Origin of the sequence: Oceanobacillus salinisoli, assembly GCF_009733865.1 — a bacterium.
Classification (GTDB): Bacteria; Bacillota; Bacilli; order Bacillales; family Amphibacillaceae; genus Oceanobacillus; species Oceanobacillus salinisoli.
In genome coordinates, this window is record NZ_WOFB01000028.1 from 14,320 (window position 1) to 29,059 (window position 14,740).

Sequence of the window (14,740 nt, forward strand, 5' to 3'; positions counted from 1 at the left end):
GATATTATCAACGGCTAATCTGTGCTTTTCTCTTTTGAAAATTAACATCACGATAATATGCATTTTTCACTAAAATATTTGGCCCTAAGCAATTTACTGCAGGACAATGGCAATTTAAACTTTTAGCAGTTTTACTATCCATCCAGCGGTCATAGGCTTCAGGCAATGTTGTATTCTGAATATTACCCAATGACGGTTCCTCATCACCAAAATCCGTTACAATGACATCCCCATTAAAAATATTCACATTCAAACGTGAGCGACCATCTGGATCATTTCGTACTGTTACACTCTCTTCTTGATATAGACGCTTCAATAAGTCCAAATCATCTCGGTTAGAACTACAGGCATAAAAAGGTAATGTTCCAAATAACATCCACATGTCTTTGTTTCGATAGTCCAGAAGTCGCTGAATCGCTGTTCGCATTTCATCCAGACTAAGAATTTCCAAGTTACTTGCAAAATCAACAGGGTACATAGGATGAATTTCATGACGAGCACAGCCCATTTCATTTACATGATCATGAATTTGCTCAAGATATGGAAATGTTCGTTTATTCAACATCGTTTCTGCAGATACCATTACTCCCTCACTGGAAAGTCGCCTTGAATTTTCCACCATTCGTTCAAAATACTTTTTACGATTATCGAGAGAAGGCTTTCGTTCCATCAAGGCAAATCCAGATTCTGCAAATTCTTCAGCAGTTCCCCAGTTATGAGAAATATGTAACACATCTAAGTATGGAATAATTTCTTCATATCGGCTATATGGCAGCGTCAAATTGGAATTAATCTGAGTTTTGACCCCTCGCTTTGAAGCATACTTTAACAAAGGAATAACATATTCCCGGACAGACTTTTTATTCATCATTGGCTCACCGCCAGTTATACTAAGTGTACGAAGATGCGGAATCTCATCCAAACGTTTAACAAGTAGTTCCATTGGAAGGGCATCTGGATCACGAGCCTGTAGTGTATATCCCACCGCACAATGAGCACAGCGCATATTACACATAGTTGTCGTTGTAAACTCAATATTGGAAAGTGTCATCTTACCAAATTCCCTGACATCCATATATGCTTCCCATGGATCATTGGCAGGTGTTATTGCTAGATTTCTCTCTGTCGTATTCATAAATTAATCTTCCCCTTTAAAATCTATTCTACTATTTTAACACTTTATGTGTTGATTCTTATACTTAAGACATAAAAAATTGTAGCTGGTTGGATATTCAAAAAATTCAACAGTTGATATGCGCTCTCTCATTACCTCTTCCTCTTGTGGTTAAAACCCTCCATTAATGGTTTTTAGTGAATGTGTTAGTTTTTCTTATACTAGGACGTTAAAATTTTAGCTACATTGAATGCCCTTCTTTGCTAAAATTTTTCTAACGTGTAAAAAAGCAGTACTTGGAGAACCTCCTCTATAAAATCAAATATCCTTCCACCTTTCCATTTTTCACTTAAATCTCAGATTATTTTACTGTGTTTAAGGCAAACATAGATAATAACTAATATGATCAAAATCTAATCAAAAAGAGGAGATAACATGGAAAAAAAGCCGTCTACCAATAACGAAACCAACATCGAACATGATGACACACTTACTACCCGGCAAGGACATCCCGTCACCAATAACCAAAACATTAGAACAGTGGGAAACAGAGGACCTGCTACATTAGAAAACTATGACTTCATTGAAAAAATCAGTCACTTTGACCGGGAAAAAGTACCTGAACGGATAGTACATGCCCGTGGTGCAGGTGCTCACGGATATTTCGAGTCCTATGGTATGGCTGGTGATGAACCCGTTTCCAAATACACAAGAGCAAAAGTTTTCCAGGAAAAAGGAAAGCAAACCCCAGTATTTGTCCGCTTTTCTACCGTTGTTCACGGCTTACATTCTCCTGAGACAGTCCGTGACCCAAGGGGATTTGCTGTGAAATTTTATACAGAAGACGGAAACTGGGATTTAGTCGGAAATAACTTAAAAATATTTTTCATTCGTGACGCGGTGAAATTTCCAGACATGATTCATGCCTTCCGCCCAGACCCTGTTACCAACATTCAGGATCCAGAACGTTTTTTTGATTTTTGTGCCAATTCACCAGAATCGTTTCATATGGTGACGTTCGTTTACTCTCCATGGGGAATTCCAGCAAATTACCGTATGATGCAAGGTTCTGGGGTAAACACATATAAATGGGTCAATAAAGAAGGTAAAGCGGTCCTTGTCAAATATCATTGGGAGCCGAAGCAAGGAATAAAGAACCTGACCATGAAAGAAGCAGAAGAAATCCAAGGGAAAAACTTCAATCATGCGACCCAGGATTTATACGAGTCAATTGAGCGTGGAGAGTACCCTGAATGGGAGCTGTCTGTTCAGATTATGGAGGATGGACCTCATCCTGAATTGGACTTTGATCCACTTGATGATACAAAACTTTGGCCAGAGGATCAATTTCCATGGCTGCCTGTAGGAAAAATGGTCTTAAATAAAAACCCGGAAAACTACTTTACCGAAGTAGAACAGGCTGCATTTGGTACCGGTGTTCTAGTTGATGGTCTCGACTTTTCAGATGACAAAATGCTGCAGGGAAGAACATTCTCTTACTCAGATACCCAGCGTTACCGTGTAGGTGCAAACTATTTGCAACTTCCGATTAATGCAGCGAAAAAACGTGTGGCAACCAATCAGGAAGGTGGCCAATTAAGATATGAAAATGACAAAGCACCTGGTCAAAATCCGCATGTCAATTATGAACCATCGATTTTAGGCGGATTAAAAGAGGCGGAACAAACTGGAAAAGAGTATACACCAAAAGTTGAGGGAAATCTCGTACGTGAATCGATTGACCGAAACGATAATACGAAGCAAGCTGGTGAAACCTATCGCCGCTTTGAGCAATGGGAAAAAGATGAGTTAATCAGTAATCTTGTGAATGACTTAGCTGTATGTGACAAGCGAATTCAAGATAAAATGATTGCCCTAGCTGAAGAAGCAGATGAAGAATACGGCCGCCGTTTAAGAGAAGGTTTAGAGGAGAAAAACAAAATGATGGCTGATACGAAGATGGAAGCAGGGGAAGAAATGCATCCACTTGGAGCCAAAGATGCCCATCAGGCAGTCAAAGATGCTGTGGAAAAAGGCCATGATGCAGACCCTTATTAAAAGCTGATAAAACAAAAGAACTCGGTATTTGCACTAAGTACATACCGAGTTCTATTAGTATAACATCGATCATTTCTGTCCACCTATAAATTCTCATGTATTACATCCAACACACTTCTTAACTGATTCACATGAATTTGCCCTGGGGCAGATGTCTTTTTAGCTGCTCCAAATGTAATCGCCGAACCAAAAATTTCTCCGCTTAACCGGCTGATAACCCCTTGTCCCCCCATCGCCATCGTGATAATTGGACGATCGGCATATTGATGTTTCATCTCATTCGTCGCTTCCAATAAAGTTAAAACATCTTGCGTATCCTTTGGCATAACAGCTATTTTAGGAATATCCCCACCTAACTCCTGTGCTTTTCGTAACCGTGAGACAATCTCCTCTTTAGATGGAGTTTTTTTAAAATCATGATTGGAAATAATCACAAAGACTTCCTGTGAATGGGCCGTCTGAATAACGGATTTCACCACGTCTTCCTCACTGTACAATTCCACATCAACTAAATCAATCAACCCAGTTTCGATTGCAGACAAATTTAATTCTACGTAGTACTGTTGTGAGACTGCTTTTTCTCCACCTTCCTTTGCACTGCGAAAAGTGAATAAAAGCGGTTTACTGTTCAACATTTCTCTTATTGAGGCAAGCGTCCCTTTCAGTAAATCTATGTTCTCCATATCTTGATAAAAGTCTACCCGCCACTCCACCAAGTCAATATCTAATGTTGATAGTAATTTGGCCTCTTCCAGTAATTCCTCTTTTGTCTCACCAACCATGGGTACACAAATTTTAGGCTTACCTTCACCGATTCTTATATTTTTTACAGTTAATGGGCGCAACATATATTTCCTTCTCTCTTTTCTTGAATAATAATTATAGTGTATATCATTCTAGATAATTTTCCTTTTTCCTGCTTCCATAAACCAATAACTCGATAAGCACACACTAATCGTCTTCTAATATTTGTAAAGGAACACCTTTAACAACAGGACAAATATCACAGATTACCGAACAAATACGCTGGATTGCTGTTCATATTTACTATGTTGTCTATAATCCTATATAGATAGGGTCATTTAAGATAGGCCGTCCTTTCATTTAAGGTTGCTTACCATATCGCTATGCTGCCTGAGAAAAAAATTAAAACAAACGTTTGATTTAATCTTTCATTGTCAATCAAACATTTGTTTATGATGGATTTCCCTATCTTTAACAGTCGTAAAACTTGCCACTTTTCGAATATTACTTTTCAAATCTTATTATCAATACTGATGTATACCGACTCTGTTTGAATATGACTCATCATGATGAATGGCCTCTAAAAAAGTTTGAAGAGCGTTTTCTACATAGGTAACTGCTTTTTGTCGAATAGGTTCCGCAGTTAGTTCATCTACCACATCCTGATGCTTTGGTGTTGGTGAAGGTGACATACTAATCACCTTACCATCAATAACCTCATATAGAACATTTTCCTCCAATGCATCGTAATCTGCATAAGTATATTTCTTGTTTCCTCCTGGAATAACCATGAGTTCACCCATTTCCCACGGAATACGGTTTCATTTATGGTTATTATAACATAACATAGAACATCATTATGAAGTCTTCTTAATTAAAAGTTACCTCTGCTGAATAAAGTATTTTCCCGTTTTTCCTAATCTTTTCCTTTAATTCTTCTGAGGGATCTTCATACCTAATCATATCCAAGACTAGTAACGCATCTAATTCCTCTTCTAAAGCAAATGTTAGTTCCGTCTATTCTCCTATTGTCGTTTATGGAGAAACGAATGCCAAATCAATATTAGATTTTTCATTGTTGTCTCCGATTGCCCGTAAACCAAATAAAATAATTTTATCTACTAAAAGCCTCCAGTTCTGTAAACTAAAAGCTTAATCTATATCTCGTCTATTATACCCAACAAATCCAGACACCATTAAAGTAATAGAAATCAAAACTAAAATAAAAATAGGCATCACTTCCATATCCTCAACAGGTAGCTGCGGAATATATCCAAATGGCGTTAGTTTTCCAACCCAATCTGGAAAGTCAAACAACCCGCCCAAATATAGAACGAAAAAGCTGTAAAATAAGTATATCCAAATGAGACCAGTTAGCTTCGGAGCATATCCTATTAGGAACACAGTGCAACCAATCATCACAAGCATTGCCGGATAGTATACCATTGCCGCCCCATATATCGTCCCAAACGAAAAAGGTTCTTCCATGACGGCAGATGCAGCAGCCCATAGTCCAATCGCCGAGAGGGAAATCATCATAAAACCATTGAAAATAGCAATGATTACATAGCTTCCCATTAACCTAGTACGTGATACAGCCCTGCCAAGCAAATGATCAATTCGACTTTTCTTCTCTTCCCCACTCAGTTTTAACATGGACATTAAAGTAGGAATGCTTGCAAGGATGGACATAATCATCATCAACATCGGTATAAACTGTTCTGTATATGAAAAACCTTCCTCTGAAGCTAGCATTTGTTCCAGTAATTCATTTCCTTCAAAGAAAGAATCCAAATCACCAAAAACCGAGCCATAAGAAAGTCCCATAACAAATATACCGACAGCCCATGCGATGATTGCAGTACGTTGTAGTCTTAATGCAAGACCAACAGGATTTTGTAAAAATGCTGTGGCGTATTTTTTGCCCGGTTTAGCTGGTAAAAATCCCGCTCCCAGATCACGTACGGCATTTAAATAATTTGCAAAGAAAAATAGAAAGATAGATGCACCAATCATCCATACAATTGGCCACCAATTATTATCGGAATATGCCCCAGTCTGCGTTACCCAGCCAAGTGGTGATAACCATGATAAGGTACCGTTACTGACATCGCCAATAGCACGCACAAAATAGGCAATAAGTAATGCTGCGATGGAAAAACCAATGGTGCCACGTGAACTTTCAGTAAGCTGTGCAAATATTGCCGTAACACCTGTGAAGAAAATACCAGTCACCCCTAGAGTTGTTCCATACAATAACGACCCCTCCAGGTCCATGCCTTCTATCCCTAATGCATATAATCCAAAACCATTGATTAGTGCAAGAATTGTATTTGCTATACTTAATACGAGGAGCGTTGCATTTAAATTGGATAGGCGTCCAACTTCTAAAGAACGAATCATTTCCATACGGCCATCTTCTTCATCTGCTCGTGTATGACGATTTACAAGTAAAATACTCATGATTCCAACCGTAATCGCTGTAAAAAGTAACATTTGATGGGTTGTCATGGCCCCAATCGTATAGTTATCCAAACCTCCAGGCCCTACCATCGCTGTCATGGCAGGATTCCTCATCGTATCGGCTAAAACGTCTCTGTCCTGTTGAGAATCATACATTTCATTATAGGCAATCGGTACTATTAAGGTGAAAAACGTAATCCCGATGAGCCATAAAGGAACTCGAACTCGATCACGTCGTATAATGAACCGAGTAAGTCTCCCTGTATTTTTCAAAACACTGTTTGTCATTAGAGTGCACCTCCCACTCCTGTATCCGAAGAGGGATCTTTCCTCTCATAATACCGCATAAATAAATCTTCCAGTGTTGGTGGCGTACTTTCCAATTTTACGATTCCGAACGGACTAATATGCTTTATTACATTGTCCAGATCTTCCGTATCAACTTGGAAGGACAGGGTTTGACTATTCTCCTCTATACCGTGTACCCCTTCTAATTCACCTAAATTAGTTATTGGCTGCTTCGTTTCCACTCTAAAGTTTGTACGGGTTAAGTGGCGTAATTGATCCAAACTCCCCGTTTCTATCATTTTTCCTTGACGTATAATCCCAACTCTATCACATAATTTTTCCACCTCGGATAAAATATGACTGGAAAGTAGGACACTCTTCCCTTCTCTTTTTACATCCATGACACATTCTTGGAAGACATTTTCCATTAAGGGATCCAGTCCTGATGTCGGCTCATCTAAAATATATAAGTCTGTGTCTGACGAAAAAGCGGCGATCAATGCAACCTTTTGTCTGTTTCCTTTGGAATAAGTACGACATTTTTTCGTGGGATCTAAGTCAAACTTCTCTATAAGCTCTTCTCGTCGATTCTTATGATTACCGCCTCGTAAGTTTATGAAAAGGTCAATTACCTCGCCACCTGTCAAATTGGGCCACAAATTTACATCTCCAGGTACATATGCGATTCGCTTATGAATTTCCACGGCATCCTTCCATGCATCTTTTCCAAATATTTTCACTTCTCCTTCTGTTGCTTTTAAAATCCCTAGCAATACACGAATCGTTGTTGATTTTCCGGCTCCATTCGGGCCAATAAATCCGTAAATTTCTCCTTCAGTCACCCCTAGATCCACACCATCCAATGCGGTAAACTTACCAAATCTTTTTGTTAAATTAGTTGTCTTTATAACGGTCATCAATAGACCTCCTCTTTTGGTAAAATCAATAAATTATGAAATATTTTACTTATCATGGTTCATAATATTAAATATTCTGCTTTTTATCAATAGGTTTTGAAATAATTTAATTGTTTTATTACATAATTTTTATTAAACTAACATTGAGGTGGGAGTTATGGACGGTTTTAAGCGGCGCAGGGAACAAAAAACACAGGATATTTTAAAGGCTGCATTGTCTTTATTTATGAAATATGGAGTTAAAAAAGTATCGATTTCTGAGATAGCAAAAGAAGCAAACGTATCACAGGTTACGATCTATAATTATTTTGAAAGTAAGGATAAATTAATCCATGAGGTACTTATCTATTATGTAGATGATGTATGGCAGGAGTACGAAAAGCTATTGAACAGTGATATGGACTTTCCGGATAAAGTCAAACAGATCATTTTTAATAAAACAGATGCAGCCAGCCATTTACATGAGGATTTTTATCATTACTTCATGAAGGAATATACGCAAGGAATTCATTATATTGAGGAGCTCTATACTAATAAAGTGTTTCCCGGTTTAATAGATTTGTTTAACGAAGGAAGAGAACAGGGCTATATTAATCCAAACGTATCAAATAAAGCAATTCTTTTCTATATTCAAATGCTAAAAGAAGCGATGCAAAAGACAGAAGTCAACGAAAGGATTTTGCCAATGACGGAAGAAATAATGCATCTCCTATTTTACGGGATAATAGGTAAGGGGAACGATTGATTAAAAATGTTAAGGGCTTCTATTCTGAATACGGAGGTTCCCTTCCACATAAGAGACTTCATTGAACATACACTCAATGAAGTCTTTATAAGGCTCTCTTCGTAAAGATTGCTGTTATTACATAACATAAATCATTGATAATCACGTTCTGTACTTGATTGGTTACTTAGTCTTTCGCCACAGGTACCATCCCCTAATCGAACAAAGATAGATGTTTCTACTATTTAGATAGCACCTTACTAATTCTTTCAATTGCCCAATCCAATTCCTCTTTCTTAATTATAAGTGGTGGTGCAAACCGAATGACATTTTCATGTGTTTCCTTACATAAAAGTCCTTCTTCTTTTAACTTCTCACAATAAGGTCGTGCTGGTTCATTCAGTTCGACTCCTACAAATAATCCTTTACCGCGAACTTCCTTAATAGCAGGATTATTCATTACCTTCAGCTTTGCTTGGAAATACTCACCAAGCTCAAGGGAACGATCAGCTAGTTTTTCTTCTTCGATAACTTCCAATGCTGCAACGGATACCGCACATGCAAGTGGATTCCCGCCAAACGTCGAACCATGGGAACCAGGATTAAACACACCTAAAATATCCTTGTTTGCTACCACACAAGAAATTGGGAAGACACCGCCACCTAATGCTTTTCCAAGAATATACATATCCGGTTCTACATTCTCCCAGTCACAAGCAAACATTTTTCCAGAGCGAGCTAGACCAGCCTGAATTTCATCGGCAATGTATAGCACATTGTTTCCTTTACATATGTCATATGCTTCTTTTAAGAACCCTTCTGGAGGTATCACAATACCAGCTTCTCCTTGGATTGGTTCAAATAAGAATGCTGCTGTATTTTCCGTAATTGCTGCTCTCAAAGCCTTGACGTCACCATATGGAATAAGCTTAATACCAGGTAGCATTGGTCCAAAACCACGTTTGTATTCTTCCTCTGAGGATAAGGACACAGCAGTCATGGTACGTCCATGGAAATTCCCTTCACAAGCGATGATTTCTGCCTTTCCATCGGCAATCCCTTTCACCTCGTATGCCCAGCGTCTAGCAGCTTTGATTGCTGTTTCCACCGCTTCTGCACCAGTGTTCATAGGAAGTGTCATATCTTTATTTGTTAATTTACAAATCTTTTCGTACCATGGGCCTAATTGATCATTGTGAAATGCTCGAGATGTTAACGTCACTTTATCCGCTTGTTTTTTCAGTGCATCTATAATTCTTGGATGTCGATGCCCCTGATTTACTGCAGAATAGGCACTTAGCATATCCATATATTGATTGCCTTCAGGGTCCTTTACCCATACCCCCTCCGCTTCGGAAATGACAATCGGGAGCGGATTATAGTTATTCGCTCCATATAGGGATGTTTGTTTGATAATTTCTTTCGATTGTACGTTTGTCATACTTTCTCCTCCTCTTTCTTTTTTAAGTATAGGGATAGACCCCCTGTCAACCTACTTCTAATTTAATAAGTATTATCCGTTTTCACATATCATTTCAAATTTATGAATAATTTAAGTGGTGAGAGTATTCATAATCCGCATTCGATATACGTTCATAGCTGTTTCTGCCAGATCATCCATTAAATTATAGTTTGCATATGCTCCAACGACTGCCCCTAACCCTGGTATGAGCTGCAGCATTTTTACCAAATCAATGTAATCACGGTATTCCTGCTGAAACGCAAGCCAATCCATATCCATTAATTTTCCTTTCTGCTCCTCCCAATTTTCGATAATAAACAATGTCTCTCTCCGTTTCTCATCACTGGAGAAAGCAAGCTGAAAAATATGAAGGATAAATAATCGTTCCTCATACTTGCTCGTATCAAATCCATAAATAGCAGCTGCTTCAAATAAAAACTTGACTTTGATCGATAATAATAATGGAAAATCAGCAAGCCCCATTAGTAAACCACCAGCACCAGTACCTGCGCCTTCCACGGTTGCAGTCCTTCGATAAATTAGTAATTTTTCTTTTACCAAGTTATCTTTTTCATACAAGCTAAACATTGCAGGTTCTATTTTCTGCCTTGTGGTGATATTGGATCCGATTAGAATTGCCTTTACCATATTTTTAATGCTTTCTGTTACAACAGCATGTACTTTGTCTGGAATCCATTGGTTCACCTTGTTTTGTGCTTTTTTTGATAGACGATTCATTAGACTAAATGGCTTCATGATTTTTATTCGCCATGACTGTATATCATCATTTACTTTAGCTTCATACTCATTCAAGCTTTATCACCTCTAACTTATCCTATGTTGATATACGTATGTGTTAAGCAAAAAGTTCGTTTTTTATTTTCCTTTTTACAATTGCACCCTAAAGTAACTCCATTATAAACCTACGAGATATGTCACACTACTTATTCCCAACTTCCCAAAAACATCATATAAGCGGAAGTCTCCTCTTCTACACCATACATTGCCTACTTACATAGTAATAAGTAAGGTCTATTCTAGAGAAATAAACTATTCTTTGATCTAATCAAAATCGGTTAGAAGCACTCAGGTAGAAAGTTGAAAACCTCAAAACCAGCGAAGGAAATACACGGAGACTCCTTGAAAAAGAAAAGAGCTTTTTCTGCGTGCAATGTAACGCTGCCGAAGCCTCCTTGTCCTGCGGGAAAAGAGGCATCGGTGAGACCCCTAAAGAAGACCGCACGAGGAGGCTCACCAGCCGTCATAAGGTGCGCGTAGTGTATTTCCGTAGCGGTAAGTTGATGCTCCAACTTCATTTAAAGTTAGGCAGGAGTTTATATATACTCCATAACAACAAAATTTGCGAAAAGAGCCATAAGTAAAAAAACAGCAAATCGTTGCAAACGTAGCTATCACCTAGCCTTTATCGCTATCTTTCGTTATCTTATGCAAAGAAGAGCCCTGTACTTTCTAATGTACCGAGAAAATAAAATTGATGAAAACCGTATTTTTATCTATACTAAGGAAAAGTAGTAATAGAGAGGAGTTTATACTATGGAACAAATGAAACTTGAATCAAAAGTTTTTTCTGTTTTAAAAGATAAAATACAAATGATCCAAACAGAACAGGATCGTGCCATATATCTAGTTGGTCCCATTCGACTTCCAGTAAACTTAGATGGAGAAACCGTTGAATTCAAATGGTATTGCTGGTTGAATTACGATGAGGTCACAGAAGACTATGAGCGTATTATCGAAAAATTATCCTCATCCAATCTTGCAGAATATCAGCAATCCAGTGTGCTAGTTTATGGTGATTTCGAGCATGGTGATGATGCCCTTATCCGAATGCATTCCATTTGCCATACAGGAGATATTTTTGGCAGTAAGCGCTGTGATTGCGGGTACCAATTAAAACAATCCATGAAAAAAATTACGGAGCATGGTGTCGGCGCATTATTTTATTTAGCCAATCACGAAGGCCGTGGTATTGGTTTATTCTCTAAAGCTATGGCATATGTTCTCCAGGAAAACGGTTATGATACAGTGGAGGCAAATGAAAGCTTAGGCTTTGTCAATGATTCAAGAAACTATGATGATGCCATCCTGGTTTTAAAAGCATTACGTGTTAAACCTGTCACATTGATTACAAACAATCCCAAAAAACTGGAAGCATTGAAAAATGCCGGATTATACATTTCCGGAAGGGTACCTTTATGGGGGGATATTTCCGAGTATAACAAAAAATACTTAGAGACAAAAATCGCAAAGTCCGGACATATGCGTGATGACGAGGGGACTTGTTCCAATGATTAATCACGAATTTTACATGGACTTGGCATTAAACAATGCTAAAGCGATGAAAGGTCAAACCGACCCGAACCCACTAGTTGGTTCCGTTATTGTGAATGACAACCGAATTGTAGGTGTTGGTACGCATTTGAAAGCAGGTGAACCACACGCGGAAATCCATGCATTAAGAATGGCTGGGGAAAAGGCAAGAGGTGGAACGATTTATGTGACACTAGAACCGTGCTCCCATCACGGCCGGACAGGACCGTGTGCGGTTGCTATTGTGGAAGCAGGTATTAAAAAAGTAGTCATTGCTGCTTTAGATCCAAATCCAGTTGTAGCAGGAAACGGTGTAAAAATCCTAAGAGAAGCAGGATTAGAAGTTGTAATTGGGATTCGTGAGCAAGAGGCAACCCAAATGAATGAAGTATTTAATAAATTTATAACCGATCAGAAGCCGTTCATTACTTTAAAAGCTGGAATTACATTGGACGGCAAAGTTGCCACCCATACGTACAGCAGCAAATGGATTACATCAGAGGAAGCGAGACAGGATGTCCATCAGCTTAGAAGTGAAAATATGGCTATTTTAGTAGGGATTAACACCGCATTAAAGGACAACCCTGCACTAACATCAAGAATTCCAAATGGTAGAAGCCCAATTCGTGTCATCATGGATTCAACATTAAAACTCCCTTTAAATTACCAGGTTGTTACCGACCAACAGGCTCCTACATGGATTTTTACGAGTAAAAATCACGATTCAGACAAGCGTACCAAGCTCGAAGAATTAGGAATAAACGTCTTTGTAACGAATTCTGAAACAACTGTAAATCCTGTAGAAGTCGTCGATACACTTGGGAAAGAAGGCGTTTCTTCTCTAATTATTGAGGGCGGTGGCAATATCAATGCAGCTTTCCTAAAGGAAGAACTTATTGATAAAATAATCCTTTACTTTGCACCAAAGCTCGTCGGCGGAAAAGATGCACCAACCTTTCTCGAAGGTACGGGTATTGATGAAATGCAAAATGCCATTGAATTAACCAATACCGACATCAAACCTATTGGGAACGATTTTAAATTTATTGGTTATCCAAAATATAAATAATTGAGGGATGACAACATGAAATTTGGTTTTGATATTGATGATACGTTAATTAATCTAAGGGAACATGCATTTCACATTTATAATAAAAAATTAAAGAAGAACCTGGACTTATCCATTTTTAAAAATATCGACAAAGTAGAAATACATGAACCATTTGGCTTAACTGATGAGGAAGGCAATCAAATGTGGAATAGCTCCTTAGAAGAAATTTATTATACAGATTGCCCTCCCTTCAACGGCGCACTGGAAACTTTACAAAAGCTTGATCAGCAAGGACATGAGATATACTATATTACTGCCAGACCAAAGGAACACGGTCAAAGAACAAGGGAATGGCTAAAAGAACAAGGTTTTCCAGTTCATGACGATCGTTTCTTCTACGGAATGAAAGATGATGAAAAAGTACATATCATTAAAGAACTTCACCTTGATTATTATGTAGATGATAAACCAACAGTTCTTCAGACATTACACAATGAAAAGCCAATGTTACTTATCAAGGACCAACCATACAATCAGCAGATGAAGGATTTCACCCGAATAATGGATTGGAATGATTTTCTCCATATGATTGATTTGTAATGTCGTTATTACAAGGCTCCACTGAATTACTTACGTAGCTTTTTTACACAAATCACAAACAAATATATTGCATATTACATTACCTTTCATTTTATAGTATAATAGGGATTAGGCTAAATACTTTCTGGGAGGTAATAGATTATGCCTATACCAACAAATCATGAAAAACCAGCTCGACAATCCGCTAAGGATAGTGCATTTAATCAACTCCAGCAATGGATTATAGACGGGACGTTACTCCCAGGTGAAAAAATAAATGATACAGAACTTGCTCAGGCTTTAGGTGTCAGCAGAACACCAGTACGTGAGTCCCTGCAGCTTCTTGAAGCACAGGGTTTTGTTAAAATGTATCCTGGAAAAGCAACACAAGTAACAGAAGTGGAGAGAAGTTCCATTAAAGAACTTTTACCCCCATTGGCAGTATTACAAGCATTATCAGCAGAACTTGCTATACAGAACTTAAATGATGAAACCATTGCATTGCTGGAAAATACAAATAATCGATTTGAAGAGGCAATTCGTTCAGAAAATTACTATTCCGCTTTAAAAATTGATGAAAAGTTCCATGACATTATTGTTGATACCGCTAACAATAAATATATCAAAAGTATTATAGAATCTCTGCAGGCGCACGTTAGAAGATTATTCTTCCACAATTCCATTATTCTAACTGAACATTCCATTATAGACCACGCAAAAATCATCGACCTGTTGAAAAAGGAAGATGTAGACACTTTAACTGCAACAATGAAGGATAATTGGCTTCGAACCATCGAATTATTTCCTGGTGTGTGATCAGCGCTTTTTAGCAAAACGAACACATTCGCCCACTTTATAGCGAATGTGTTCGTTTTTACATATACTTGAGAACTTGGGACGTTAATTTTAGCTACGACGAATGCGCTTGTCTGAGTATCTACAGGACAAATAAGGCTTGGACAACATTAAATCGCATGTAGAAGAAGAGATTTCTTTTTCATGGAAGGGC

The 14,740-nt window shown here is 38.1% G+C and carries 13 protein-coding genes; 6 read left to right on the forward strand and 7 right to left on the reverse strand.

Features of this window, described 5'->3' with window-relative positions; all coding sequences use genetic code 11:
• Positions 1 to 7: 7 nt before the first annotated feature.
• Complete coding sequence (gene yfkAB / locus GMJ66_RS17290) at positions 8 to 1,135, reverse strand: radical SAM/CxCxxxxC motif protein YfkAB (RefSeq protein ID WP_156291575.1); 1,128 nt, start codon at positions 1,133 to 1,135, stop codon at positions 8 to 10.
• A gap of 414 nt (positions 1,136 to 1,549) precedes the next feature.
• Here yfkAB and GMJ66_RS17295 point away from each other — a divergent pair, with 414 nt between their 5' ends.
• Positions 1,550 to 3,172: a catalase gene (locus GMJ66_RS17295; RefSeq protein WP_156291576.1), complete on the forward strand. Its 1,623-nt coding sequence runs from the start codon at positions 1,550 to 1,552 to the stop codon at positions 3,170 to 3,172.
• A gap of 83 nt (positions 3,173 to 3,255) precedes the next feature.
• On the opposite strand, the gene aroD is transcribed toward GMJ66_RS17295, so the two are convergent.
• The 4 genes from aroD to GMJ66_RS17315 all read right to left on the reverse strand — a co-directional run bounded on the left by aroD (position 3,256) and on the right by GMJ66_RS17315 (position 7,584).
• Positions 3,256 to 4,020 carry a type I 3-dehydroquinate dehydratase gene (gene aroD, locus GMJ66_RS17300; protein WP_156291577.1) on the reverse strand — a complete coding sequence of 255 codons (765 nt, stop codon included), beginning with the start codon at positions 4,018 to 4,020 and terminating at the stop codon, positions 3,256 to 3,258.
• A 420-nt stretch (positions 4,021 to 4,440) separates the two neighbouring features.
• Positions 4,441 to 4,707 carry a PDDEXK family nuclease gene (locus tag GMJ66_RS17305; protein WP_156291578.1) on the reverse strand — a complete coding sequence of 89 codons (267 nt, stop codon included), beginning with the start codon at positions 4,705 to 4,707 and terminating at the stop codon, positions 4,441 to 4,443.
• A gap of 361 nt (positions 4,708 to 5,068) precedes the next feature.
• A complete protein-coding gene (locus tag GMJ66_RS17310) occupies positions 5,069 to 6,667 on the reverse strand; it encodes an ABC transporter permease (protein ID WP_156291579.1) in 1,599 nt (532 codons plus the stop codon).
• The gene (locus GMJ66_RS17315) at positions 6,667 to 7,584 is read right to left on the reverse strand and encodes an ABC transporter ATP-binding protein (RefSeq protein WP_156291580.1); all 918 of its coding nucleotides are present in this window, start codon (positions 7,582 to 7,584) and stop codon (positions 6,667 to 6,669) included. The genes GMJ66_RS17310 and GMJ66_RS17315 overlap by 1 nt, the downstream gene beginning before the upstream one ends.
• 157 nt (positions 7,585 to 7,741) lie before the next feature.
• Here GMJ66_RS17315 and GMJ66_RS17320 point away from each other — a divergent pair, with 157 nt between their 5' ends.
• On the forward strand, positions 7,742 to 8,329 hold the full coding sequence (locus tag GMJ66_RS17320) for a TetR/AcrR family transcriptional regulator (protein WP_156291581.1): 588 nt from the start codon (positions 7,742 to 7,744) through the stop codon (positions 8,327 to 8,329).
• A gap of 220 nt (positions 8,330 to 8,549) precedes the next feature.
• Here GMJ66_RS17320 and GMJ66_RS17325 read toward each other — a convergent pair whose 3' ends face one another.
• Both GMJ66_RS17325 and GMJ66_RS17330 read right to left on the reverse strand, forming a co-directional pair.
• Positions 8,550 to 9,749, reverse strand: coding sequence for an ornithine--oxo-acid transaminase (locus GMJ66_RS17325; RefSeq protein WP_156291582.1), 1,200 nt, complete (start codon positions 9,747 to 9,749; stop codon positions 8,550 to 8,552).
• A 111-nt stretch (positions 9,750 to 9,860) separates the two neighbouring features.
• Positions 9,861 to 10,583, reverse strand: coding sequence for an EcsC family protein (locus GMJ66_RS17330; RefSeq protein WP_156291583.1), 723 nt, complete (start codon positions 10,581 to 10,583; stop codon positions 9,861 to 9,863).
• Between the two features lie 741 nt (positions 10,584 to 11,324).
• Between GMJ66_RS17330 and GMJ66_RS17335 the strand changes: the two genes are divergently transcribed.
• The 4 genes from GMJ66_RS17335 to GMJ66_RS17350 all read left to right on the forward strand — a co-directional run bounded on the left by GMJ66_RS17335 (position 11,325) and on the right by GMJ66_RS17350 (position 14,547).
• The gene (locus GMJ66_RS17335; protein ID WP_156291584.1) at positions 11,325 to 12,086 is read left to right on the forward strand and encodes a GTP cyclohydrolase II; all 762 of its coding nucleotides are present in this window, start codon (positions 11,325 to 11,327) and stop codon (positions 12,084 to 12,086) included.
• Entirely contained in the window at positions 12,079 to 13,170 is a 1,092-nt protein-coding gene (gene ribD / locus GMJ66_RS17340; protein WP_156291585.1) for a bifunctional diaminohydroxyphosphoribosylaminopyrimidine deaminase/5-amino-6-(5-phosphoribosylamino)uracil reductase RibD, read from the forward strand. Before GMJ66_RS17335 ends, ribD begins: the two co-directional genes overlap by 8 nt.
• 15 nt (positions 13,171 to 13,185) lie before the next feature.
• Positions 13,186 to 13,752, forward strand: coding sequence for a 5' nucleotidase, NT5C type (locus GMJ66_RS17345; RefSeq protein WP_156291586.1), 567 nt, complete (start codon positions 13,186 to 13,188; stop codon positions 13,750 to 13,752).
• Between the two features lie 141 nt (positions 13,753 to 13,893).
• Positions 13,894 to 14,547: a GntR family transcriptional regulator gene (locus tag GMJ66_RS17350; protein WP_156291587.1), complete on the forward strand. Its 654-nt coding sequence runs from the start codon at positions 13,894 to 13,896 to the stop codon at positions 14,545 to 14,547.
• The last annotated feature ends 193 nt before the right edge of the window (positions 14,548 to 14,740 follow it).

Bases quoted from the DNA above. Each gene is read 5' to 3' on its own strand.
- GMJ66_RS17350 (WP_156291587.1), top strand. From the start codon at position 13,894: ATGCCTATACCAACAAATCATGAAAAACCAGCTCGACAATCCGCTAAG.
- GMJ66_RS17345 (WP_156291586.1), top strand. From the start codon at position 13,186: ATGAAATTTGGTTTTGATATTGATGATACGTTAATTAATCTAAGGGAA.
- GMJ66_RS17320 (WP_156291581.1), top strand. From the start codon at position 7,742: ATGGACGGTTTTAAGCGGCGCAGGGAACAAAAAACACAGGATATTTTA.
- GMJ66_RS17325 (WP_156291582.1), bottom strand. From the start codon at position 9,749: ATGACAAACGTACAATCGAAAGAAATTATCAAACAAACATCCCTATAT.
- aroD (WP_156291577.1), bottom strand. From the start codon at position 4,020: ATGTTGCGCCCATTAACTGTAAAAAATATAAGAATCGGTGAAGGTAAG.
- ribD (WP_156291585.1), top strand. From the start codon at position 12,079: ATGATTAATCACGAATTTTACATGGACTTGGCATTAAACAATGCTAAA.
- yfkAB (WP_156291575.1), bottom strand. From the start codon at position 1,135: ATGAATACGACAGAGAGAAATCTAGCAATAACACCTGCCAATGATCCA.
- GMJ66_RS17310 (WP_156291579.1), bottom strand. From the start codon at position 6,667: ATGACAAACAGTGTTTTGAAAAATACAGGGAGACTTACTCGGTTCATT.
- GMJ66_RS17335 (WP_156291584.1), top strand. From the start codon at position 11,325: ATGGAACAAATGAAACTTGAATCAAAAGTTTTTTCTGTTTTAAAAGAT.
- GMJ66_RS17315 (WP_156291580.1), bottom strand. From the start codon at position 7,584: ATGACCGTTATAAAGACAACTAATTTAACAAAAAGATTTGGTAAGTTT.
- GMJ66_RS17295 (WP_156291576.1), top strand. From the start codon at position 1,550: ATGGAAAAAAAGCCGTCTACCAATAACGAAACCAACATCGAACATGAT.
- GMJ66_RS17305 (WP_156291578.1), bottom strand. From the start codon at position 4,707: ATGGTTATTCCAGGAGGAAACAAGAAATATACTTATGCAGATTACGAT.